This window comes from Amycolatopsis sp. NPDC005232, assembly GCF_040607795.1.
In the GTDB taxonomy this organism is placed as follows: domain Bacteria; phylum Actinomycetota; class Actinomycetes; order Mycobacteriales; family Pseudonocardiaceae; genus Amycolatopsis.
The window spans coordinates 67134-89581 of record NZ_JBEXHL010000023.1 but is presented as its reverse complement, the minus strand read 5'-3'; the positions used below and the strand labels follow the sequence as shown (position 1 = coordinate 89581).

Here is a 22448-nt window from a genome sequence, read left to right as displayed (position 1 = left end):
GCCTCGGTACCCGGCCATCGCCCGTTCGTGGGGTGGGAATTCCGGGCGTGATTGAACCGCCGGCACCTGTCGTCCGTGTTTGCTGGGTGAGAGCGGCGTGAGGAGGCAACGTGCGGAGTCATCGGGCCGGGGACGTGGTCGCGTTCGTGCTGCCGGGCAACGTGGACGACGTCACGGAGCCCAGCGGGGGCAACACCTACGACCGGCGGATGTGCGAGAGCCTGCCGGGCGCGGGGGTGCCCGTGCTGCAGGTCGCCGTGCCCGGGTCGTGGCCAGAGCCGGGGCCGACGGGGCGCGCGCGGCTGGCACGGGCGCTCGCGGCGCTGCCGGACCACACGACCGTGCTGATCGACGGCCTGGTGGCGTGCGGGGTGCCCGACGTCGTGGTGCCGCACGCGCGGCGGCTGCGGCTGGGCGTGCTCGTGCACCTGCCGCTGGCCGACGAAACCGGCCTGGACCCCGTGCACGCCGCCGAGCTCGACGCGTGCGAGCGCGAGACGTTGCGGGTGGTGCGCCAGGTCGTGGCCACCAGCCCGACGGCCGCGCGCACTCTGATCCGCCGCCACCGCCTCGGGCCGTCGACGGTCGCCGTGGTGGAGCCCGGCGTGGACCTGGCGCCGCTCGCATCGGGGACCGACGGGGTTTCGCGGCTGCTGTGCGTGGCGGCGGTGACCCCGCGCAAGGGCCAGGACGTGCTCGTCGAAGCGCTGGCCCAGCTGCCTGACCTCGACCTCACCGTGGACTTCGTCGGCTCGCTGACGCGCGCGCCGGAGTACGTGGACGAGCTGCGCTGGTCCGTCGACCGCCTCGGCCTCGCCGACCGCGTCACCTTCAGCGGCCCGAAGGCCGGCGCCGAACTCGACGCGGCGTACGACCGCGCCGACCTGGTGCTGCTGCCCTCGCACGCCGAGACCTACGGCATGGTCATCACCGAAGCCCTGGCGCGCGGCATCCCCGTGGTGGCCAGCGACGTCGGCGGGGTGCCAGACGCGCTCGGCCGCTCGTCGGACGGCGCCGTGCCCGGCCTGCTCGTGCCGCCCGGCGACCCGGACGCCTTCGCTTCCGCGCTGCGCAGCTGGGTGACGAACGCCGAGCTGCGGCGTGACCTGCGCACGGCGGCGCTCGGCCGCGGCAGCGCCCTCGAAGAGTGGGACGGCGCGGCCCGCCGGCTCACCGAAGTCCTTTCCCGCTGGCGTTCCATCCCGATCAAGGTGGCCTGATGCGTACGTTCTGGTCGTGGTTCCGAATCCTCGCCGGGTTCGCGATCATCGGGGTGCTGGCGTGGCGCTTCGGCACCGACGCCTTCCTCGACGGCCTGCGCGTGATCGGCCCGGGGCCGGTGCTGGCCGCGCTGGCGATCGGGCTGCTGACCACCGTCGTGAGTGCTTGGCGCTGGCGCGTGGTCGCTTCGCGGCTGGGCCTGCGGCTGCCGCTGCGCCAGGCCGTGGCGGATTACTACCGCGCGCAGTTCCTCAACGGTGTGCTGCCCGCCGGGATCCTCGGCGACGTGCACCGGGCGGTCGAGCACGGCCGGCAGGCCGGCGACGTGGCGCGGGGTGTGCGAGCTGTTGTGCTCGAACGCACAGCCGGACAGGTCGTGGTGGTGGCAGCCGGACTCGCCGTGTTGATTTTCCGACCTGCCGTGTTGCCGGGGGTCGCACACGATGTGCTGACTGTCGCAGGTGCCGGGGTTCTTTTCGTCGCGATCGTGGTGCTCACGGTCGCGTGCAGCACAGGCGACCGCTGGCTGCACAGCGCGTCGAAGTGGCGGCGGGGGTTCGCCGAGTCGATGGCGGACGTTCGCGCGGGGCTGCTGGGGCTGCGCACCTGGCCGCGGGTCACGGCGTTGTCGCTGGTGGCGCTGGCCGGGCACCTCACGCTCTTCGTGGTCGCGGCGCACGCGGCCGGCGCCACCGCTTCGCTGATGACGCTGCTGCCGCTGCTCGTGCTCGCGCTGCTGGCGATGGGGCTGCCGATCAACGTCGGCGGGTTCGGGCCGCGCGAAGGTGTCGCTGCGCTGGCGTTCGCCGCCGCGGGGCTGGGCGCGCAGCAGGGGGTGACGGTCGCCGTCGTGTACGGGTTGCTGGGGCTGGTGTCCACGGCTCCCGGCGGTGCTGTGCTGCTGGTCCAGTGGCTCAGCTCGATGCGCCGCCGGCCGGCCGCACCGACCGCGCTGCCGACGCGTACCCCGGTTCCCGCGCCGGCTCGGGTGCCCGCGCACTCGGCCGCCTGAAGATCACCGCGTTTCCTCGTGCGGTATCACTGTGTCCGCTCGCAGGGTAATCTTGCTAGACAAAATTCACCTGACAAAAGTACTTGACCGACGCGCCGGACACGAGGAAAGGTGTCACCCGTCCAACCGGCGTCCATTCCAGGGCGCCCATCGGAGGGAGACAGAGTGCGGATCGCGGTCGTCGGCCTGGGAGTCATGGGCCTCCCGATGTCGCTCAACCTCGTCAAAGCGGGCTTCGACGTCGTGGGCTTCACCCGTACCGCGGACAGAGGCCGTCCGCTGACCGAGGGCGGTGGCGCGCTCGCCCCGTCGCTCGCCGAAGCCGTTTCCGGCGCCGACGTCGTGGTCACGGTGCTGCCGGACAGCCCCGACGTGCAGGCCGTGTACGCCGACGTCTTCAAGGCGGCCGCCGCCGGCACGCTGCTGGTCGACATGAGCACGATCCGCCCGGACGTCGCACGTGAGCTGCACGAACGCGCCGCGGAGGTGTCGATGCCGATGCTCGACGCGCCCGTGAGCGGCGGCGAGGCCGGCGCGAAGGAAGCGAAGCTGTCGATCATGGTCGGCGGCGCGCCCGAGACGCTGGAGCGCGCGCGGCCGGTGCTCGAGGCGATGGGCACGACGATCGTGCTCGTCGGCGGCCCCGGCAGCGGCCAGACGGTGAAGGCGGCGAACCAGCTGCTCGTCGCGGGGACGCTGCAGCTCGTGTCCGAGGCGCTCGTGTTCCTGGAGACGCACGGCGTGGACCTCGCGCCCGCGGTCGACGTCCTCGGCGGCGGCCTCGCCGGCAGCACCGTGCTGGCGCGCAAGGGTGAGGCGATGCTGGCCGGGAAGTTCGAGCCCGGCTTCCGCGTGGACCTGCACCACAAGGACCTGGAGATCTACCGCGCGGCCGCCCGGTCGAACGGCGTGTTCTCGCCGGCCGGCGCGCTCGTGGGGGAGCTGATGGCATCGCTGCGCGCCACCGGATCCGGTGGACTGGATCACTCCGCGTTGCTGACGCAGGTGGCCGCGCTGTCCGGCGTCGAGAAGTGGAGCGCCCGATGACGGAGGACGGAAAGCTGCGGCTCGTCGCGAACGTCTCGCTGTTGTTCGCGGAAGTCCCTTACCTGCAACGCTTCGCGCGCGCGGCGAGTGCCGGGTTCACTGCCGTGGAGACGTGGTGGCCGTGGCCCTCGGCGGTGCCTTCCGCGGTGGACGTCGACGAGTTCGTGGCCGCGATCTCCGACGCGGGCGTCCAGCTGGCCGGTCTCAACCTCTTCGCCGGCGATATGCCCGGCGGCGAACGCGGCATCGTCTCCAACCCCGCGCGGCGCGAGGAGTTCGCGGCCAACCTCGACCTCGTCGTGGCCATCGCCGAGCGCACCGGCTGCCCGGCCTTCAACGCCCTCTACGGCCAACGCGCCGACGGCGGTGACCCCGCTGAGGAGGACGCCGTCGCCCGCGAACAGCTCGCCACCGCGACCCAGCGCCTCGGCAGGGTCGGCGGCACCGTCCTGGTCGAACCTCTCGGCCGCGGCCTCAACGGCGCCTACCCCCTCACCACCGCCGCCGACGGCGCGCGCGTCGTCGAGCAGGCCCGCACCGACACCGGCGCGGACACCATCGGCCTGCTCTTCGACACCTTCCACCTCACCACCAGCGGCGACGACCTCGAGCAGGTCATCGACACCCACGCCCCGCTCATCACCCACGTCCAGCTCGCCGACGCCCCCGGCCGCGGCCAACCGGGCACCGGCGAAGTCGACTTCGCGGGCGTGCTCGAGCGCCTCTGGCAGGCGGGCTACCGCGGCAACGTGGCGTGCGAATACAAACCGACGGTGCCGACGGAGGAATCCCTGGCGTGGCTTGAGGGAGTTCCCCGCTTGGGCTGGTGACCGTGGCCAGGCCGCAGCGCCGGCGGGCTTGGGCAGCCGGCTGGTGACGGCGACCTGGCTTCGCCGCGCGGTGGCGTGCGACCGTGTGCCGGTCGCGGCGACCCGGACGGCCGCACGCCTAAGAGGCGCGTGCGGCCAGGTTGTGGTGGTGGCATCGCGGCGGTCGTTTCGGCCGGCGCTGGCGAGGTTTTGGCCGGTGCTGTGGTCTGGATTCGCGCGGTGGCGTGCGAGCGCATGCCGGTCGTAGCGGACGGGTGACCGCGACCAAGGGCGCGTGCGGCCAGGCTGTGGTGGCGGCATCGCGGCGATCGGTTCAGCCGTCGGCGGTGGTGAGGCGTCGGCCAGTGCCGCGGGCCGGCCGACGCCGGCTCTGGTGGGTGAACTCGTGCCGCTCGCGGCGAGTGGGCGCGCTTCAAGTCCGGTCGCCCGCGGGAGAACCGGGCTGTGTGATGACGTGCCACTACCCGCCGGCTACTCCACTGGCAGCGGCGGTCGAGACCAACCCGGCAGCGATTCGCACCGCCGGCGGAGACACGCCGTCAGACGGCGACCCCCGCGCGTTTCGCCGCGTCGGCGAGCAGCATGTCGCGGCAGCCGTGCAGGTCGGCGCGCATCGCTTCTTCCGCGATGGACCCGTCGCCCTCGCGGATGGCCTCGATGATGGCCGCGTGGCGGGCCGTGAGCTCGACGAGGTCGGTGGAGGCGGTGCGGCGGACCTGGGCGATGCAGAGCTGCGCCTCGCCCATCACGGTGCCGTGCATGCGCTGCAGGCGGGGACTGCCGGCGGCCGCGACGAGAGCGCGGTGGAACGCGACGTCGGCCTCGGTGTGGTCGGAGTGCAGCGACTGCTCGGCGGCCAGGCGCATCATGTTGAGCGCCTGCTGGGCGTCGGCGGGCACGTTCTTGGCCTCCGCGAGCGTGCGCACCGCGAGGGTTTCCACGGGCTCGCGGCTGAAGTAGATGTCGCGGATGTCCTCAGTGGACAGCTGCGGCACGATCGAGCTACGCCGGGGGCCGCGGCGGAGCAGACCTTCGGCGACCAGCCGGTCGAGGCCGGCCTTGGCCGTGGGACGCGCGACGTCGAACCGGCTCGCCACCCACGCCTCCGTGAGCCGGAGACCGGGAGCGACCTCGCCGCGGATGATCTGCTGGCGAAGTGCGTCGCTGAGCGACTCGGTCAATGACGGCGATCCGAGTACCGACGACACCGCTGGCACCTCCTGTGGTTGATCCCTCGTGTGCCCGCCGCCCCCTGCACCGGCGCCGCAGCCCCACGTCCCGGCCAGGTCGGGCCGGGAAACGACAGCGCTCCCAGTGTAGGCGAGCGCGCACTGATCCACCCGGACGAGGTACGGCAAGTCCGGCTCTGCAGAAATACTTGTCATACAAGTTTGGTCAGTCAAGTACTTGACTCGACCGGACCAGTGGGGCACTGTGAGCGCTGCTCGACAGGCAGCTCAACAGTGCAGTTGGACTGAGGAGTCCCCATGAAGAAGCTGGTGCTTTCGCTGGCCGCAGGCGTCGCCGTGGCGACCGCACTGAGCGGCTGCTCGAACACGGACACCCCGGTCGGTGCTCCGGCCGGGTCCGCCGCCGCGAGCCAGCCGGCCGCGGCGGCCGTCGCCCCCGCGGCGGTCGACCCCGCGGTCAAGGCGCTCGTCCCCGCCGACATCGCGGCGGCCGGCACGATCAACGGCGGCGCGAACTTCCAGGCCGCCCCCATGGCCATGTACGAAACCGGCACCAAAACGCCCACCGGCGCGGTGGTGAAGCTCGTGGAGCACGCCGCCGGGATGATGGGCCTGAAGGTCGCCTGGCAGCAGGTGCTCTACCCCGACCAGCTGCCCGCCATGCAGGCGGGCAAGATCGTGGTCAGCGGCTCGGCCAGCGCGGCCAACGCCGACATCATGGCCAAGGCCAACGTCGTCGGCGCGTTCAAGAACCTCCAGGGCATCCTGGCGACGGCCGACAAGGCTTCGCAGTTCGAGACGCTCGACGCGGTGTGCGGCAAGAAGATCGGGCTCGGCAAGGCCGCGGCCGCGACCGTCGCGATCTTCAACGACATCGTCAAGCACTGCACGCAGGGCGGCAAACCGGCCCCGCAGATGGTCGGCCTTTCGGCGACGGCGGACATCGTGCTCGCCGTGCAGTCCGGGCGGGTCGACGGCGGCATGATCCCCACGCCGACCGTCGTCTACACCGCGCAGCAGTCGCAGGGCAAGCTCGTGGCCACCAAGGCCAACGACGCGATCGCCGAGCAGATCGACGAGGGCGACGAGGGCTTCACCATCGCCAAGAACCAGCCGAAGCTCGCCGCCGCGTTCCAGGCCGCCGTCAACGCGATGATCAAGGACGGCAGCTACGCCAAGATCCTCACCGGCTTCGGTCTGCCGCAGAACCAGCTGGTGCCCACCGCGACGTTGAACCAGGCCACCAAATGACCACCGAAACCCACCCCGGGCCACGGTTCACCCGCGCCGACCCGATCCCGCAGCAGCACGCCGTACGCTCGCCCGTCGGCCGGATCATCTCCTGGCTGGCGCTCGCGGTCGTGCTGCTGATCATCCTGAACACGCTGCTGCACAACGACAACATCCACCTCTCGGTGATCGGCCGCTACCTGTTCGACTGGCGGATCCTCGAAGGCGTGCTCGGCGCGATCGCGCTCGCCCTCGTGTCGTTCGTGGTGGCCTCGATCATCGGCATCGTCGTCGGGTACATGCGGGTCAGCCGCAACCCGGTGGCGCGCACGGCGAGCTGGCTGTACGTGTGGTTCTTCCGCAGCGTGCCGCTGATCGTGTTCATCCTGATCTTCGGCAACTTCGCGCTCTTCCTGCCGCGGCTCGGGATCGGGCTCCCGTTCACCGATCTCAGCCTCTGGTCCGTCTCGACGAACTCGGTGCTCGTGCCGATGGTCGCCGGCGGCGTCGCGCTCTCGCTCGAACAGGGCGCGTACCTGGCCGAGATCGTGCGGGCCGGCACCCAGTCGGTGTCCGAATCGCAGCGCGAAGCGGCCGCGGCGATGGGGCTGAGCACGTGGCAGATCGAACGCAAAGTCGTGCTGCCGCAGGCAATCCCGGTGATGATCCCGCCCGCCGGGAGCACGTTCGTGATGCTGCTCAAGTCGACGTCGCTGGTCTACGCCATCGCCGGCACGGAGGTGCTGGGCGTCGCCGAGCAGATCGCGTCGCAGAACCTCGCGACGATGGAAATGCTGTTCGTCGCCTCGATCTGGTACCTCGTGCTGACCAGCCTCGCCAGTGTCGGCCAGCGCTACCTCGAACGCCGCGCCAGCGCCTACCGGCGCCGCGTCCGCACGCCCGACGCGGTCATCGCCACGGAAGGAGACGCCGGTGCTCGCAGCGCATGAGAACACGACAGGCGAGGTGCCCGTGAAGCAGACCCGCGCGGACCTGCTGGAGATCGTCGGCGTCGGCAAGAGCTACGGCGAAGCGAAGATCCTCGACGGCGTCGACGTGACGCTCGGCGAGGGCCAGGTCGCCTGCCTGATCGGCCCGTCCGGCTCCGGCAAGAGCACGCTCCTGCGGTGCATCAACGGGTTGCTCACCCCCGACGAAGGCCACGTGCTGCTCGACGGCGAGATCATCGGGCGCGTGGTGCGCGGCGGCAAGCTGCACGACATGCCGCGCAAGAAGCTGCTCGAACAGCGGCGCCGCTTCGGCGTGGTGTTCCAGCACTTCGAGCTGTTCCCGCACCTCACCGCGCTCGGCAACCTCACACTCGCGCCGCTGCTGCACGGCGAGCTCGAACGCGAGGAGGCCGAGGAACGCGGGCTGGCGATCCTCGAGCGCGTCGGCCTCAAGCACCGCGCCCACGCCCACCCGGTGCAGCTGTCCGGTGGGCAGCAGCAGCGCGTGGCGATCGCGCGGGCGCTCATGCAGCGGCCCGACGTGATGCTGTTCGACGAGCCGACCTCGGCGCTCGACCCCGAGCTCGTCGGCGAGGTGCTGCGCGTGATGCGCGAGCTCGCCGCCGACGGCATGACGATGGTCGTGGTCACGCACGAAATGCGCTTCGCCCGTGAAGTGGGCGATCAGGTGGTGTTCCTGGCCGACGGCAAGGTCGTCGAGGCCGGGCCGCCCGCCGAGTTCTTCGACAACCCGCGCACGGACCGAGCCCGTGCGTTCCTGCGTCAGCTGTAACCCTGCTTTCCCTGCAACCAGAGGAGATCCGCGCCGATGCCCGGCACCTACGACCCGTCGACCATGCCGAACGACCTTGAGTTCGTGAAGTACGAGAAGAAGGGCCACGTCGCGTACGTCACGATCAACCGGCCCGAGGTGCGCAACGCCCTGCACACCTTCACCTACCGCGAGCTGCGTCGCGTGTGGCTCGACATGCAGCGCGACCCCGAGGTGCGGGTCGGCATCCTGACCGGTGAGGGCAAGGCGTTCTGCGCCGGGCGCGACATCAAGTTCCTCGCCGAGTACCAGGCGAAGGGCCAGCAGACGCCGCACGAGGACCCGTCGAACCCCGCCTACTACTGGGGTGGTGGCGGCATGCCGTACGACGCGAACCTCGACAAGCCGCTCATCGCCGCGATCAACGGGTTCGCCGTCGGCGTCGGCCTGACGCTCGTGATGCAGTGCCAGCTGCGCGTGATGGCCGACGACGCGTGGCTCGGCGACCAGCACACCAACGTCGGGCGTCTCGGCTCGCCGCAGGCGAAGTTCCTCGCGCTGCCCCGCGCCACGGCGGCATTCCTGACGCTGTGCAACGGCCGGCTGACCGCGCAGGACTGCTACAGCCAGGGCATCGTCAACAAGGTCGCGCCGCAGAGCGAGATCCTGGCGAAGGCCGAGGAGCTCGCGGCCATGGTCGTCGCGGGTTCGCCCAGCGCCGTGCAGGCCGCGACGCGCGTGTACCGCATCTCGTCGCTCAACCCGGCCCTGGACGAGTACACCCGCCAGCTCGACCGCGACGTCGCCGCCACCGACGATTCGAAGGAAGGCAGCCGCGCGTTCGTCGAGCGCCGCTCACCCGTGTGGCAGGGCAAGTGACGCCACTGCAACGCATCCTGGCGCCGCGTTCGGTCGCGGTGATCGGGGCCAGTGACCGGCAGGGCAACCGCGGCGGCACGGCGGCGGCCCTCATGCGGAAGTTCGGCTTCGCCGGTGGGGTGTACCCGGTGCACCCCACCGCCGAGACCGTCGCCGGCTACCCGGCCGTCCGCTCCATCGCCGAGCTGCCGTCCGAGGTCGACGTGGCGATCATCGGCCTCGGCGCGGCCAACGTGTCCGGCGTCGTGCGCGAGCTGCACGAGGCCGGGATCCCCGGCGCGATCGCGTGGGCCGGTGGGTTCAGCGAGAACGGCCCCGAGGGCGAGCGGCTGCAGGCCGAGCTGGCCGAGGTCGTGCGCTCGACGGGCGTGCGGCTGATCGGGCCCAACTGCCTCGGCGTGGTGAACACGGCGATCGGGTTCACGGGCACGTTCGCGACCTGGCTGCGCGGCACTGACGAGCTGCTGACCAGCGGCATCGCCATGGTCAGCCAGAGCGGCGGGCTCGCGGCCAACGCGCACGCCTGGTCGCAGGAGTCCGGCATCGGCTTCCGGTACATGATCAGCACGGGCAACGAGGTCGACCTCGGTGTCGTCGACCTGCTCGAGACCGTGGTCGAGGACCCGGGCACCGAGATCGTGCTGGCATACCTGGAAGGCGTGCGCGACGGCGCCCGGTTCGCGAAGATGCTGCGCCGGGCCCGCGAGCTCGGCAAGCCGGTGCTGGTGCTGAAGGTCGGTCACTCGGCCGCGAGCGCGGCGGCCATCGCCGCGCACACCGGCGCGCTGGCCGGCGAGACGCGGGTGTGGGACGCGTTGCTGGAAGCGGAAGGTGCCGTGCAGGTGCATTCCGTGGAGCAGCTGCTCGAAACCGCCGGTTACCTCCACGGCCGAGCCGGGCTGCCGCCGCTGCGGGGCCGTCGGGTCGTGATCATGGGCCACGGCGGGGGTGCCGGGGTGCTGGCGTCCGACCAGTGTGCGCTGGCCGGGCTGGAAGTGCCTGCGCTGTCGCCGGAAACGCGCGCGGCGCTGGCCCCGACGATGCCGGAGATCGCGTCGACGAAGAACCCGGTCGATCTCACGCCCGAGGCCTACGTGCAGGAGAAGTGGCGCTCGCAGCTGTCGTCCACTTTGGACGCGGTGGCTACTTCCGGGGAAGCCGACGTGCTGCTGACGCAGTTCAGCGTGGGCGAGATCGTGTACCCCGAGGACATCGCCGGGCCGGTCATCGACCTGCACCGCAAGGGTGAGCTGGCGGTCGCCGTCTACTCGCGCGGGGCGACGGCCGAGGCCGTGAAGCTGTACACGGACGCGGGTCTGCACGTGTTCGACGACCAGCGCGTGGCGGTCGAGACGCTCGGCTTGCTCACGGGTCCGATCAGGACGGACGACGAGGTTTCGCGGGCGATCCTGGCCGCCGCGCCGGGGTTGGTGACCCCGGTGGTCGAGGCCACGCTGCCCGCCGCGTCCAGTGGTGACGTGGTGGCGGAGCACGAGGTGCACCGGCTGCTGGCGGAGGCGGGCTTCGACGTGTTGCGCGGCGAAACCGCCCACTCGGCCGAGGAAGCCGGTGCGCTGGCGGAGAAACTCGGTTTCCCGGTGGTGCTGAAAGCGCTCTCGCCGCAGATCACGCACCGCGCGGCGGTCGGGCTGGTGCGCCTGAGCGTCGGCGATCGGGCCACCGCGGAACAGACGTACCGCGAACTCGCGGCGCGCACCGAAGCCCTGGGCGCGGATCTGCTGGGTGTGCTCGTGCAGCAGTCCGCCGTCGGCGGCACGGAGCTGCTCGTGTCGGGATTCCGCGATCCGGTGTTCGGTCCGGTCGTGTCGTGCGGCGCCGGGGGAGTGGCGACGGAGCTGATCGACGACGTCAGCTTCGCGCTGGCGCCGTTGGACGAAGCCGCGGCTCTGGCATTGCTGCGGCGGCTGCGGACCACGGGGAAGTCGAAGGGACTTTCCCTGGAGGAGGCCGGCGCGCAGGCGGTGGCGTTCCTCGTGCGGTTCTCCCGGTTCGTCGAAAACCTGCCGTGGCCGGGCTTCGTGCTGGAGCTGAACCCGGTGTCGGTGACCGCCGGCCGCGCGGTGGCGCTCGACGGGCTGCTGGTCGTGAGTGAGGCGGGACAGTGACGGATCTGCTGCTGGTCGGTGGTGAGGTCGTCGACGCCGGTGCCGGGCTTTCCGGGCGGCTCGACGTGGCCGTGACCGGTTCGGTCATCACGGCGATCGGGCCCGACCTCGATCGTGCCGGTGCCGCGCGCGTGGTGGACGTGACCGGGAGCCTCGTCACGGCGGGGCTCGTGGACCTGCACACGCACGTGTTCGCGCCCGGCTCCGCGCTCAGCCTGGACGCGGACGTCGCCGGCGTGCTCTCGGGCGTCACGACGGTGGTCGACGCGGGCAGCTCCGGCGCGGAGAACTTCGCGGAGTTCAAGGCGCTGCTGCCGTCGTGCCGCACGCGGGTCGTGCCGTTCGTCCACATCGGACGGCGCGGGCTCGCGGTGAAACCCGACGTGACCACCGCCGACGACCTCGACCCCGACGGCGTGCGTCGCGTGCTGGCCGAGAACCCCGGCCTGGTGCGGGGGATCAAGGTGCGCATGGTGTCGCCCGCGTTGCAGGGCCCGGGTCTGGAGATGCTCCGGACCGCTCGCGCGGTGGCGCGGGAGGCGGCGGTGCCGCTGATGGTGCACGTCGGCGACATCGGCGGCCTGGCCGGCCCGCGCGTCGGCCCGGAGACGCTCGATCTGCTCGACGCCGGCGACATCGTCACGCACGTCTACACCGCCAACCCCGGTGGCGTGCTGGACGCCGACGGCGTGGTGCTGCCCGAAGCGCTGGCCGCGGCCGAGCGTGGCGTGCTGTTCGATTCGGCGCACGGCTGCAAGAACCTGTCGTTCGATGTCGCCCGCCGGGTGCTGGACCAGGGGATTCCGCTGCACGCGGTGAGCACGGACATGACGCTCACCGGCCATGGCGAGATCGTCTTCAGCCTCACCGAGGTGCTCAGCCGCTACCTCGCGCTGGGCTTCAGCGTGCCCGAGGTGCTCACCATGGCAACCGCGGGCCCGGCCGCGGCCGCCGGCATCGCCGACCGCGCGGGCCGGCTGGAGGTCGGGCGCCCGGCCGACCTGTCGGTGCTCGACGTCGTCTCCGGCGACTGGTCGGTGTCCGACGCGGTGGGCGCATCGCTGCGCCTGGACCGCGCGTTCGTGCCGGTGCTCACCGTGCGCGGCGGCACGGTCGTGGAGCCGGGCGAGGCGCCGCACAGCTGGGGCTGGGCCCCGACGCCGGCGGAGCCCGCGAAGGTGTGCTGACTTCGTTCAGCCCGCGTCGAGGCGAGCTTCGGCGCGGGTGGGCTGGAACAGCTCGACCGGGTTGGCGGACGGATCTTCGATCAGCACCTGCCGTCCGCCGACCCCGTCGACGACCGGGCCGCGGAACGCCACCCCGGCCGCGCGCAGCCGACCGACCTCGGCGTCGAGGTCCTCGACCTCCAGCGCGAATCGGTTCCAGCCGCCCGGCTCGGGTACCCGGCCGTCCGGCAGGGCCTGTCCGCCACCGGGCCCGCCGCCCGGCGCGCTGAGCAGCAGCCGCAGGTCACCGCGGGCGAGCATCGCGAAGGCCGGGGCGGGGTGCATCACCTCGCTGAACCCGAGGTGGTCGCGGTAGAACCCGATCGCGGCATCGACATCGTCCACGACGTAGCGCACGCTGACTGTGGCCATATGGCAGCCTCCCGAGGAACTCACGATACCTACGCCCGGCTGAAGCGCGCTGCCCATTCGTGCACGCGGTCCAGCAGTTCCGGGGGCGACACCACCTGGAACTCAGCGCCGACGACGCCGAGCGCGAGGGTGGGCCAGTCCAGCGAGTCGGCGGTCATCAGTACCCGGCAGCGGCCGGCATCGAGCTCCTCGACCGTGGTCCACTGGCCGATGCGCTCGCGCACGGTGGCGGCCGGCGCCTCGACGACGACCTCCACCCGGTAGGGCCGCGCGACGTTGTCGAGCCCGGCGCGGACGAACTCGGCGGCGTCGGTCGCGGGCAGCTCGCGCGGGCGGAACGGGGCGCCGGTGCCGTGCGGGTCGCTGAGGCGGTCGACGCGGAAGCTGCGCCAGTCGTGCCGGGTGAGGTCGTACGCGACGAGGTACCAGCGGCGGCCCACCGGTACGAGGCGAAGCGGCTCGACGTGCCGCTCCGTCTGCAGTCCGCCGGCGGCGGTGTAGGAGAACCGCAGCCGTTCGCTGTCGCGGCAGGCGAGTGCGATGGCCGTGAGCACACCGGGGTCGACGCTGGGGCCGGGCGCGCCGTTCCAGCCGAGCGGCACCGTCATCGCGCGCAACGCGTCGACGCGCCGCCGCAGCCGGGCCGGCATCACCTGCACCACCTTCGCCAGTACGCGCAGCGACGACTCCGCGATGCCCTCGACCGAACCCTGCGCGGCGGCCTGCAGGCCCACCGCCAGCGCCACGGCCTCCTCGTCGTCGACCACCAGCGGCGGCAGCGTCGCGCCCGGCGCGAGCTGGTAACCGCCGTCGACACCGCGCTGCGCCTCGACGGGATACCCCAGCTCACGCAGCCGGTCGACGTCGCGGCGCAGCGTCCGGATCGAGACCTCCAGGCGCCCCGCCAGCTCCTGGCCGGGCCAGTACCGGTGCGTCTGCAGCAGCGACAGCAACCGCAGGGTTCGCGAGCTCGTGTTGGCCATGAATCCAGATTCTCTCCTATTGAGGTCACAAAGTGGCCGGAATGGGTTTTACCTTAGGTTTGTACGCAGACACCGACGAGAGGACGAAGCCGTGAACGAGACCCTGACGACCGACGTGACCACGGGCGAGCGCGTGGACCTGCTGGCGATGCTGGGAAAGCACCGCCACTTCCTGCGGTTCACGACGCGCGACCTCACCGATGACCAGGCCCGTCTGCGGACCACGGCCAGCGAGCTGTGCCTTGGCGGCCTCATCAAGCACGTGACGTCGGTGGAACGCGGCTGGGCGGAGTTCATCGTGCAGGGCCCGGCGGCCATGCCGGACTTCGCGGAGATGACCGAAGCCGACTTCGCCGAGCGCGCCAACGACTTCACCCTGCTGCCCGGCGAGACGCTGGAAGGCGTGCTGGCCGTCTACGCCGACGTGGCCGCCAAGACCGACGAGCTCGTCGCCACGCTGCCCGACCTGGGCGCGACCCAGCCGTTGCCGAAGGCGCCGTGGTTCGAGGAGAACGCGAGCTGGTCGGCGCGGCGCGCGTTCATGCACATCATCGCCGAGACCGCGCAGCACTCCGGCCACGCCGACATCATCCGCGAGTCGCTCGACGGCGCGAAGAGCATGGGCTGACCGCGCGCCGGCGGGCGCCACGTCCTCGGGCGCCCGCCGGCCGCGCTACTTCTCTTCAGCGAGCCACGGATAGCGATCCGTGTCCTGCCCGGCGTAATCCGGATCGAGGTAGATGAAGCAGCGGTGGATGTTCCAGTCCCGGATCTCGAACACGTCGCACCATCGGCCGGCCGCCCAGTCGGGCACGCCCGCGCGCCACGGGCCGTCGCGGTGCTCGCCGTGGCTGGTGCCTTCGACGACGACGAGGTCGCTGCCGGAGAAGATCCAGTTCAGCTCGGAGTAGTGGTGCTTGATGGCCTTCAGGGTGCCGCCGACGTCGCCGAACATCCGGCCGATCTCGTCGCGGCCGTCCGCGGTGCCCCACTTGGGGAAGTAGACCTGCGCGTCGACGGCGAACAGGTCGAGAATGCCGCCGCCGCTCGACGTGACGCCGCCGTGGTCGAAGGCTTTGAGGTATTCCAGCGCCACGGACTTGCGCTGCTCATCGGTCATGATCTGCGTGCTCAACGCCATTTCGGCTCCTGCCCTCAGGCGGGCCGCCAGGCGCGGTCCACGGCGCCTGAGGCCCGGTACGCGAACGCGATGATCGGGCCGAGCGTAGCGCCGCCCGCCCAGTAAGCGCGGCCAGAAGCCGAGGCCACGCAGTTGCCGACCCCGAAGAGACCCGGGATGGGGGCACCGAGGTCGTCCAGCACTCGTCCGTCCGGGTCGGTCCGCGGGCCGCCCTTGGTGTCGAGGACGCCGCCGGTGACGAGCGCGGCGTAGTACGGACCGGTGTCGCTGATCGGCCACATCGTCGGGTTCTCGCGGCCGGGCTCCTCCTTGACCGGACCGTTGAACACCAGCTGGATCGCGGTCTCGCCGCGGGTGAAGTCCTCGTCCTTGCCGTTCGCGGCGAAGCGGTTGAACCGGTCGATCGTCCGGGGCAGGTTCTCGGCGAAGTCGTCGGCGAGGGTGAAACCACCGGTCTCGGCGGCGTGGGCCGCGAGCCGCTCGCGGATCTTCACCGTGAGCTCGTCGAGCGTCCGCGCCTTGACGACGTGGGAGTCGTCGCTGCCCGGCGGCACGATCAGGCGGCCGTATTCGTCGCTGGCGGAATGGTCCTGGCTGCGCTGGTCCCACACCTGGACGAGCACCAGGTTCGGGTACTCGCCCGCGGCCGGGTCCCAGCGGAAGAACGTCCGTGCGGCCTCGTTGTAGGGCAGCTTCTCGTTGGCCACGCGCTCGCCCCGCCGGTTCACGAGGATCATCGAGTCGCCGGCCACCGAGAACATGCCGACCAGGTCGGGCCGCCCGGTCTTCTCCAGCGGCACCGGGCACATCCAGGCGTGGTTCATGGTGGCGAACTGCGTGCCCATCGCCGAGGAGATGCGGACGAAGTCGCCCTCGTTGGTCACCGCCGCGCAGCCCGGGTAGGCGGGGACGCCGAGGTAGTCGCGGCGCAGCTCGTCGTCGTGGGAGAAGCCGCCGGTGGCGAACACGACGCCCTTGCGCGCCAGCACCCGCACCGTCTGCCCGGCGGCGGTCGTGGCCTCGACACCGGCGACGCGAACACCGTCCACGACGAGCCGTTGGACCCGGTGCCCCGTGCGCACGTCCACACCGTCGCGCTCGGCGGCCGCGGACATCTGCCTGACTGCGACTTCGCCGCCGTCGGACATCGATTCCCGGGCGCCTTCCGGCACCAGCACGCGTCCCTTCGGAGCCTTGTCCTCCGGCAGTTCCGACCAGTAGTCCGGCACGTCCGGGCAATGCCGGTAGGTGAGCGCGCCGTGCTCGGCCAGCAGCTCGGCGGCGGGGCCGGCGCTGTCGTAGAACGCGCGGGCCATCGAGGCTTCCCAGTCGGTGAGCCCGGCCGTCGGGCTCGCCGGGTCGAACCGCGTCGGCTGGGACAGGCGCGCGACGTAGCGGAGGAAGTCCTCGAACCGGTCCTCGATGCCGAGCGCGCGCATGGGCTCGTTGTTCGGCACCCAGTACCAGAACGCGGCCTTCTTGACCGTGCCGCCGAGTTCCGGTGCCTTCTCGAGCAGGACCACCTCGTTGCCCAGCCACCGGCTGAACAGCGCGGTGGGCAGGCCGGCGCCTCCGCCACCGACCACGACCACGTCGGCTTCGACGTCCGCGGACGTGAGTGTCGCGGGCCGGGCGCTCTCTCGCGGGGCGACTGAATCCTTCGTCATGCACACACCTTGCGGTTTCCCCGCGCGGCGCGGGTGTCTCACAATGGGACAGCCGTGGCGCCCGGCCAGTGGCCCATGATGGGTGCGCCGGGGGTTCGGTCCGTGAACACACTGGAGTGACAACGGATGGGCTACGAGATCGACACACGCGACGGGCTGGCCCGCCTGCGCCACGCCAGGGAAGTCTTCCTGACCGAGCGGCGGCTGCCGGAGGACCTGCCGGCCTGGTTGTCCGCCGCCTGGCGCCGCTCGAGTTTCGCCGAGCTCGACGTCACGCGTGACCACGTACCGCAGGTGCCGGTGCCGCTGGAAACCCCGTTGGTCCGCGCCGCGACCCCGGTCCTGTCCAAACTGGCCGGTGACCTCGTCGGGCTCGGCGCCGCGGTGGTGCTCAGCGACGGCCACGCGCGGGTCGTCGGCTGCTGGGCCGACGAGGAGGCGGTGGGCGCCCACCTCGCCCGGATCGACACCCGGCTGGGTGCGGACCTGTCGGAACGCTCCACGGGGACCAACGGGATCAGCCACGTCCTGGACACGGGCGGGCCGGTCGTGGTCGGGGGACCGGAGCACATTTTCGAGCTGTACCAGAGCACGGTGTGCGTCGGCGCCCCGGTGACCGACCCGGTCACGCGGAAGGTCAGCGGCGCGGTCGCGGTGGTGTGCGAGCTCGACGTGCCGTTGCGGGTGCTGCACGCGCTCGCGACCACGGCGACCGGCGCGATCGAGCGGGAGCTGCTGCACACCGCGTCGGCGCACGAACACCGTCTGCTCGAGGCCTACCTGCGGGCCGGCCCCGGCCGGTACCCGATCGCTGTGCTGGACGGCCGCACCAGGCTCGTCAGCGACGCCGCCGCCGGGCTGCTGCGAGCCCGCGACATCGAAACGCTGGAGTCCTGTGCGATCGAGGCGGCGCGCGATGGCGGGCTGACCACGACCGAACTGATCCTCGACGACGGCGTGAAGGTCCGGCTCCGGCCCGCACTGCCGGGTGACTGCCGGGGCGTGCTCGTGCTCGTCGAGCCGCCGCGGCCGCGTCCGGGACGTCGGCGCGCCAGGCTTTCCCTCTTCGCCGACGCCGGGCTGGCGGGTACGTCGCCGGCCTGGCGTTCGCTCGAGCGGTCGGTGGCGCGGGCGGGCACCCGGCCGGTGCTGCTGCTGGGCGAGCCGGGTGTGGGCAAGACCGGCGTCGCCCGAGCGGCGCTCGGTGATCCCGTCGTCCTCGAGGCCGCCGACGACGAGGGCTGGCTGGCGGAAGTTGCGGACGCGCTGGCGGCGCCGGCAGTGCTGCTGCGCCACGTCGAGCGCCTGCCGGGGAGCCGGGCCGCGCGGCTCGCCGCCCTCCTGACCGCCGGGCATCCCGCCCGGGTGATCGCGACGCTCACGACCGGCACCGGGCCGGACTGCGCGGACGTGCTGCGCACCGAATGGTCACCGGTCGAGATCCTCGTGCCCAGCCTGCGCGAGCGAACGGCCGACATCCCGGAGCTCGCGCAGCGGTTCGGCCGTGGCACGCACTTCACCCAGGACGCGCGGTCGACGCTGCAACGGCACGACTGGCCCGGCAACCTCGTCGAGCTGAAGGCCGTGGTCGCGGCGGCGGAAGCGGAGGCCGCCGGGCCGACCGTCAGCGCACGCCATCTGCCGGGACGCCTGCGGTCCTCACCGGCGCACCCGAGCCTGACGGAGCTGGAGAAGGCCGAACGCCTGGCCATCTCCGACGCGTTGCGCACTGCGAACGGCAATCGCGTGCGGGCGGCCGCGCTACTCGGGATCGGCCGCGCGACGCTGTACCGCAAGCTGCGGCGCTACGGCCTGGAGTGAGCGGGCCTGGTGTGAGCGGGCCCGGTGTGAGCGGGCCTGGTGTGAGCGGGCTGGAGTGAACGGGCCGGGGCTCAGGTGATCCGCGTGTAGTGCATTTCGAAGTCGTGCTTCCAGTCCTCACCCGGCATCGCCATCTCCCACGCGCCGTCGATGCGGTTGCCGTCCGCGCTGAAGGTGCCGGTGAAGCGCTGGCGGAAGTTCAGGGGCGAGAAGTCGGCGGCTTCGCGCAGCAGCGTCCACACGCCGTCGCGGAAGGTCATCGCGTAGAGGCGGCTGACGCCGCGGGCGTCGTAGTAGTGCTGGGTGAACGTGCCGTCCTCGTGGGCGGCCACGACGGAGTAGCTGTCCGGGGCCTCGGGCACGGGGACTTCGGTGCGCTGCGTGAGGTAGCGGCCGTCGAGGATCCGCTCGAAGACCGACCGGGCGACGGGCGGCGGCTGGTCGGCGGGCGCGTGGGGGAACCGGACGCTGACCGTCCAATCGCCGAGGAACGGGTCCAGGTCGTCGGAGCTCACGCGGTGCCTCCAGAGTCAGCCGGTGCGGTCGCCGAAGGATTCCAGGAGCACGCGCAGGGCGTCGGCGAGGGCGGCCTGCGCGGGCGGGTCGAGGGCGTCGAGCACTCGGTGTTCCGTGTCGAGGTGGTCGGGCAGGGCGCGGTCGATCAGCGCCTGCCCTTCGACGGTGAGGGCGACGACGATGCCGCGGCCGTCGGTTTCGCTGCGGCTGCGGGCGATCAGGCCGCGGTCTTCGAGCCGGTCGAGCCGTTGCGTCACGGCGCCGGAGGTGACCATGGCCGTGCGCATGAGCTCGGTCGGCGTCAGGCGGTGGGGCGGGTCGCTGCGGCGCAGCGTGGCGAGCACGTCGAACGACGCCGCGTCGAGGCCGTGCTTGGCGAACGTGCGGGCCAGCTCGGTGTCGATCAGGCGGGACACCCGCTTCAGCCGGCCGATCACGGCCATCGGGGACACGTCGAGGTCCGGACGCTGCGCAGCCCACTGCGCGAGCACGGAGTCCACGTGGTCGGCCATGACGTCAGCCTAATGGGTGGCTTAGCCGTGAGGTACGTCAGCGATCTGTCGAAGTTGCTTAGTGGTGAGCTACTTTGGCCGGGTGGCCGACGTCGGGACCAGCGCCGACACGATTCGCGGCTCCGGCGAGGGGATCCCGGACCGTGAAAAAATCTTGATGCCCGGTATCGTCCGCGCGGTGGCGGAGGCAGTGGTGCGGCGGCGTGGGTTCGCGGTGGTGCTCCTCGTGCTCGCGGTGGCCGCGTCGGCGTGCGCGGCTTCGGACGCGGCGATCGGGCGGCTGGGCGAGGTCGTGCGCACGGCGTCGGGCCCGGTCCGCGGCGCGGTGACCCCGGATCACCGCGTGTTCCAAGGGATTCCGTACGCGGCGCCGCCGGTCGGCGAGCGCCGCTGGCAGCCCCCGGCCCCGCCCGCGTCCTGGACCGCCGAGCGCGATGCCACAGCCCCCGGCCCGCGCTGCCCGCAGGGCACCGCGACCGGAACGAGCGAGGACTGCCTGTACCTCAACGTCTGGACGCCGCCCGTTTCCACGGTGAAACGCCCCGTGCTCGTGTGGATCCACGGCGGCGCCTTCCTCGACGGCGGCGGTGACGGCTACGACGCCACCCGCCTGGTCGTGCGCGGCGGCACGGTCGTCGTCACGATCAACTACCGCTTGGGAGCGCTGGGTTTCCTCGCCGACCCGGCCCTGGGCGCGCAGCCCGGCAACTACGGCTTCCTCGACCAGCAACAGGCCCTGCGCTGGGTCCACGACAACATCGCGGCCTTCGGCGGCGACCCCGACGCCGTGACCATCGCCGGGGAGTCCGCGGGCGGCATGTCGGTGTGCGACCACCTCGTCGCCCCCGGATCCCGCGGTCTCTTCCGCGCGGCGATCGTCCAAAGCGCCCCGTGCCAGGCGCAGGCCACCCTCGCGGCGGCCGGAAAGTCCAGTGTGGACTATTCGACGGCCCTCGGCTGCCCGGACCGCGCGACGGCCGCCGCCTGCCTGCGCGCGCTGCCGGTGGCGAAGCTCGCCACCGCCCCCGTCTACTACTCGCTGGCCGGCATCGAGATCCCCGGCCCGGTCACCGGCGGCACGGTCCTGCCAGCCGACCCGGTCACGGCCGTCCGGCACGGCTCCGCCGCCCCCGTGCCGGTGCTCATGGGCACGACCCACGACGAGTTCACCTACTTCCTCGCCCAGCAGCTCGCGGCCGGCGCCCCGCCCATCACCCCGGCCGGCTACCCCGCCGCCCTCGCGCGCTACTTCCCCGACGCCACGGCCGTCGCGGCCGAATACCCACCGTCCTCCTTCGGCGGCAACGCTTCCCGCGCCTACGCGGCGGCCGTCACGGACTCGTCCTTCTCCTGCGTGGCCGACCAGCTGTCGCGCTCCCTGCCGTCGGTCTGGCGCTACGACTTCACCGACGCCACCTCCCCGGCCGCCACCGGTGTCCCGGCCCCCTTCCCCCTGGGCGCGGCGCACATGTCCGAACTCCCGTACTTGTTCGACCTCGACGGCCACCCGGCCGCCCTCACCCCCGCCCAGAAGTCCCTGTCCGACCAGATGGTCGACGCCTGGGCGGCCTTCGTCCACGGCAGCCCGCTGTCGTCCTGGCCGGCCGGCTCGGTCGTCTCCCTCGCGGCCGACGGCCTTCACCCGGACCCCGGCTTCACCGCCGACCACCACTGCACGTTCTGGCACCGGAACACCCCGTGACTCACTGACGCATCTGCTCTGCGACGCGCGGGTGTTTTCCGTGTCCTTGCACGTTCGGCCCCTTGTCGCCCTCCTACTGTCGAACGGCTTGCGCCAGGGGAGGGAGAGCGATGCCGGGTGAGCGATCGTGCCGATTTCGACGACTTCTTCCGCGCTGACTTCCCGCTCCTCGTCGGCTTCCTGCGCAAGCAGGGCCACGACCGCGCCACCGCCGAGGACGCCGCCCAGGAGGCGATGACGAAGGCGTTGTCTTCGTGGGACGGCATCACGCACCCGAAAGCCTGGGTGCGTACGACAGCCGTCCGGGCCGCGAACAACAACCACCGGCAGCGGAAAGGCCACGAGGACTTCGAACCGGAGAAGCACCCGGCGGTCTCCGACCCCGGCCTGGTCGAGTACGAAGAGCGAACCTTGATCGTGCAGGTGCTGGAGCAGTTGCCGCCGCGGCAGCGCGAGGTCATGGCCTGGTACATCGACGGCTACTCGGTCGAGGAGATCGCAGCGGCGCTGACGATGCGGCCGAGCACCGTGCGATCCAACCTGCGCCACGCGCGCCGGCAGCTCGAACGTCTTTACGCGGGGAGGAGGGAAGCGCGATGACCGACCGGAAGTACGTGCCCGACTGGCTGGCCGCCGCGGACAGCGCCTTCACCGGCGCTCTGCGGGAGGAGCTGGAGCTCGACAAGATGCTCGCGCAGGTCAAGAGCCGGGTGATGAGCCGGGAGCTGGGCGCCGACTCGACCTCGGCGCGCATCCTGCGCGACGGCTTCGATGAGATCGTCGCCCAAGCCGCGCAGGGCGATCGCGAAGCGATGATCCAGGTTCTCGTCGCGGTGCGGCCTCTTGTCGTGCGGTATTGCCGGGCGCGGATCGGGCGGCAGGAAAGGTTCGCGAGCGCGGACGACATCGCACAAGAGGTTTGCCTCGTGGTACTCAGGCAACTGCCTGACTACGACCGCGGCCATTCGTCGTTTCTCCCGCTCGTGTACGGCATCGCACAGCACAAGGTGGCCGACGCGCGCAGGGCGGCCGGCGCCGTCGTCAGCCGGCAGGCGCTGGACGAGCGCATGACCGACCTCATGCGGGTCCTGCCCGATCGGCAGCGTGAGATCCTCGTCCTGCGGGTGATCATCGGCCTGTCCGCCGAGGAGACCGCCGAGGCGCTGGGCCTCAGCGCGGGCGCTGTCCGCGTGCAGCAGCACCGGGCGCTCACCCGGTTGCGCAAGGAGCTCGACCCCGGCTGAGGCACCA

22 protein-coding genes are annotated in these 22448 nt (G+C 71.9%); 15 read left to right on the top strand and 7 right to left on the bottom strand.

All coding sequences use genetic code 11. The annotated features are described in order from the left end of the window. Positions 1 to 110: 110 nt before the first annotated feature. The 4 genes from ABZU76_RS34750 (at position 111) to ABZU76_RS34735 (ending at position 4110) form a co-directional block, all read left to right on the top strand. Positions 111 to 1220: a glycosyltransferase family 4 protein gene (locus tag ABZU76_RS34750; protein WP_354877231.1), complete on the top strand. Its 1110-nt coding sequence runs from the start codon at positions 111 to 113 to the stop codon at positions 1218 to 1220. Then, entirely contained in the window at positions 1220 to 2233 is a 1014-nt protein-coding gene (locus ABZU76_RS34745) for a lysylphosphatidylglycerol synthase transmembrane domain-containing protein (RefSeq protein WP_354877228.1), read from the top strand. Before ABZU76_RS34750 ends, ABZU76_RS34745 begins: the two co-directional genes overlap by 1 nt. A gap of 165 nt (positions 2234 to 2398) precedes the next feature. Next, positions 2399 to 3280, top strand: a complete 882-nt coding sequence (locus ABZU76_RS34740; protein ID WP_354877226.1) for an NAD(P)-dependent oxidoreductase — start codon at positions 2399 to 2401, stop codon at positions 3278 to 3280. After that, on the top strand, positions 3277 to 4110 hold the full coding sequence (locus tag ABZU76_RS34735; protein WP_354877223.1) for a TIM barrel protein: 834 nt from the start codon (positions 3277 to 3279) through the stop codon (positions 4108 to 4110). Before ABZU76_RS34740 ends, ABZU76_RS34735 begins: the two co-directional genes overlap by 4 nt. 539 nt (positions 4111 to 4649) lie before the next feature. On the opposite strand, the gene ABZU76_RS34730 is transcribed toward ABZU76_RS34735, so the two are convergent. Beyond that, positions 4650 to 5318 carry a GntR family transcriptional regulator gene (locus ABZU76_RS34730; protein WP_220238933.1) on the bottom strand — a complete coding sequence of 223 codons (669 nt, stop codon included), beginning with the start codon at positions 5316 to 5318 and terminating at the stop codon, positions 4650 to 4652. Positions 5319 to 5597: 279 nt separating this feature from the next. Between ABZU76_RS34730 and ABZU76_RS34725 the strand changes: the two genes are divergently transcribed. The 6 genes from ABZU76_RS34725 to ABZU76_RS34700 are packed head-to-tail and all read left to right on the top strand — an operon-like array spanning position 5598 to position 12444. Further along, entirely contained in the window at positions 5598 to 6551 is a 954-nt protein-coding gene (locus ABZU76_RS34725; protein ID WP_354877220.1) for a transporter substrate-binding domain-containing protein, read from the top strand. Then, on the top strand, positions 6548 to 7480 hold the full coding sequence (locus ABZU76_RS34720; RefSeq protein WP_220238935.1) for an amino acid ABC transporter permease: 933 nt from the start codon (positions 6548 to 6550) through the stop codon (positions 7478 to 7480). Before ABZU76_RS34725 ends, ABZU76_RS34720 begins: the two co-directional genes overlap by 4 nt. Then, the gene (locus ABZU76_RS34715) at positions 7464 to 8273 is read left to right on the top strand and encodes an amino acid ABC transporter ATP-binding protein (protein ID WP_304504292.1); all 810 of its coding nucleotides are present in this window, start codon (positions 7464 to 7466) and stop codon (positions 8271 to 8273) included. Before ABZU76_RS34720 ends, ABZU76_RS34715 begins: the two co-directional genes overlap by 17 nt. Before the next feature lie 36 nt (positions 8274 to 8309). Continuing rightward, positions 8310 to 9131, top strand: a complete 822-nt coding sequence (locus ABZU76_RS34710; RefSeq protein ID WP_354877216.1) for an enoyl-CoA hydratase-related protein — start codon at positions 8310 to 8312, stop codon at positions 9129 to 9131. Then, on the top strand, positions 9128 to 11257 hold the full coding sequence (locus ABZU76_RS34705; RefSeq protein ID WP_354877213.1) for an acetate--CoA ligase family protein: 2130 nt from the start codon (positions 9128 to 9130) through the stop codon (positions 11255 to 11257). The genes ABZU76_RS34710 and ABZU76_RS34705 overlap by 4 nt, the downstream gene beginning before the upstream one ends. Then, positions 11254 to 12444 carry an amidohydrolase family protein gene (locus ABZU76_RS34700; protein WP_354877210.1) on the top strand — a complete coding sequence of 397 codons (1191 nt, stop codon included), beginning with the start codon at positions 11254 to 11256 and terminating at the stop codon, positions 12442 to 12444. Before ABZU76_RS34705 ends, ABZU76_RS34700 begins: the two co-directional genes overlap by 4 nt. A 6-nt stretch (positions 12445 to 12450) precedes the next feature. Here ABZU76_RS34700 and ABZU76_RS34695 read toward each other — a convergent pair whose 3' ends face one another. Next, positions 12451 to 12855 carry a VOC family protein gene (locus tag ABZU76_RS34695; RefSeq protein ID WP_354877207.1) on the bottom strand — a complete coding sequence of 135 codons (405 nt, stop codon included), beginning with the start codon at positions 12853 to 12855 and terminating at the stop codon, positions 12451 to 12453. A 29-nt stretch (positions 12856 to 12884) separates the two neighbouring features. Next, positions 12885 to 13838 carry a YafY family protein gene (locus ABZU76_RS34690; protein ID WP_354877204.1) on the bottom strand — a complete coding sequence of 318 codons (954 nt, stop codon included), beginning with the start codon at positions 13836 to 13838 and terminating at the stop codon, positions 12885 to 12887. 148 nt (positions 13839 to 13986) lie between these two features. Here ABZU76_RS34690 and ABZU76_RS34685 point away from each other — a divergent pair, with 148 nt between their 5' ends. Continuing rightward, positions 13987 to 14466, top strand: a complete 480-nt coding sequence (locus tag ABZU76_RS34685) for a DinB family protein (protein ID WP_354877386.1) — start codon at positions 13987 to 13989, stop codon at positions 14464 to 14466. 45 nt (positions 14467 to 14511) lie between these two features. On the opposite strand, the gene ABZU76_RS34680 is transcribed toward ABZU76_RS34685, so the two are convergent. Together ABZU76_RS34680 and ABZU76_RS34675 are read right to left on the bottom strand one after the other, a co-directional pair. Continuing rightward, positions 14512 to 14979 carry a nuclear transport factor 2 family protein gene (locus ABZU76_RS34680; protein WP_354877201.1) on the bottom strand — a complete coding sequence of 156 codons (468 nt, stop codon included), beginning with the start codon at positions 14977 to 14979 and terminating at the stop codon, positions 14512 to 14514. A 14-nt stretch (positions 14980 to 14993) separates the two neighbouring features. Continuing rightward, positions 14994 to 16646, bottom strand: coding sequence for an FAD-dependent oxidoreductase (locus tag ABZU76_RS34675; protein ID WP_354877198.1), 1653 nt, complete (start codon positions 16644 to 16646; stop codon positions 14994 to 14996). 126 nt (positions 16647 to 16772) lie between these two features. On the opposite strand from ABZU76_RS34675, the gene ABZU76_RS34670 reads away from it, so the two are divergent. Then, positions 16773 to 18467, top strand: coding sequence for a helix-turn-helix domain-containing protein (locus ABZU76_RS34670; protein WP_354877195.1), 1695 nt, complete (start codon positions 16773 to 16775; stop codon positions 18465 to 18467). A 71-nt stretch (positions 18468 to 18538) separates the two neighbouring features. On the opposite strand, the gene ABZU76_RS34665 is transcribed toward ABZU76_RS34670, so the two are convergent. Together ABZU76_RS34665 and ABZU76_RS34660 are read right to left on the bottom strand one after the other, a co-directional pair. After that, entirely contained in the window at positions 18539 to 18982 is a 444-nt protein-coding gene (locus tag ABZU76_RS34665; RefSeq protein WP_354877192.1) for a hypothetical protein, read from the bottom strand. A gap of 15 nt (positions 18983 to 18997) precedes the next feature. Beyond that, the gene (locus tag ABZU76_RS34660; protein WP_220238946.1) at positions 18998 to 19495 is read right to left on the bottom strand and encodes a MarR family transcriptional regulator; all 498 of its coding nucleotides are present in this window, start codon (positions 19493 to 19495) and stop codon (positions 18998 to 19000) included. 178 nt (positions 19496 to 19673) lie between these two features. Here ABZU76_RS34660 and ABZU76_RS34655 point away from each other — a divergent pair, with 178 nt between their 5' ends. The 3 genes from ABZU76_RS34655 to ABZU76_RS34645 all read left to right on the top strand — a co-directional run bounded on the left by ABZU76_RS34655 (position 19674) and on the right by ABZU76_RS34645 (position 22441). Beyond that, positions 19674 to 21197: a carboxylesterase family protein gene (locus tag ABZU76_RS34655; RefSeq protein ID WP_354877189.1), complete on the top strand. Its 1524-nt coding sequence runs from the start codon at positions 19674 to 19676 to the stop codon at positions 21195 to 21197. Positions 21198 to 21314: 117 nt separating this feature from the next. After that, positions 21315 to 21797 carry a sigma-70 family RNA polymerase sigma factor gene (locus ABZU76_RS34650; RefSeq protein WP_354877187.1) on the top strand — a complete coding sequence of 161 codons (483 nt, stop codon included), beginning with the start codon at positions 21315 to 21317 and terminating at the stop codon, positions 21795 to 21797. Positions 21798 to 21910: 113 nt separating this feature from the next. Further along, positions 21911 to 22441, top strand: coding sequence for a sigma-70 family RNA polymerase sigma factor (locus ABZU76_RS34645; protein ID WP_354877384.1), 531 nt, complete (start codon positions 21911 to 21913; stop codon positions 22439 to 22441). The last annotated feature ends 7 nt before the right edge of the window (positions 22442 to 22448 follow it).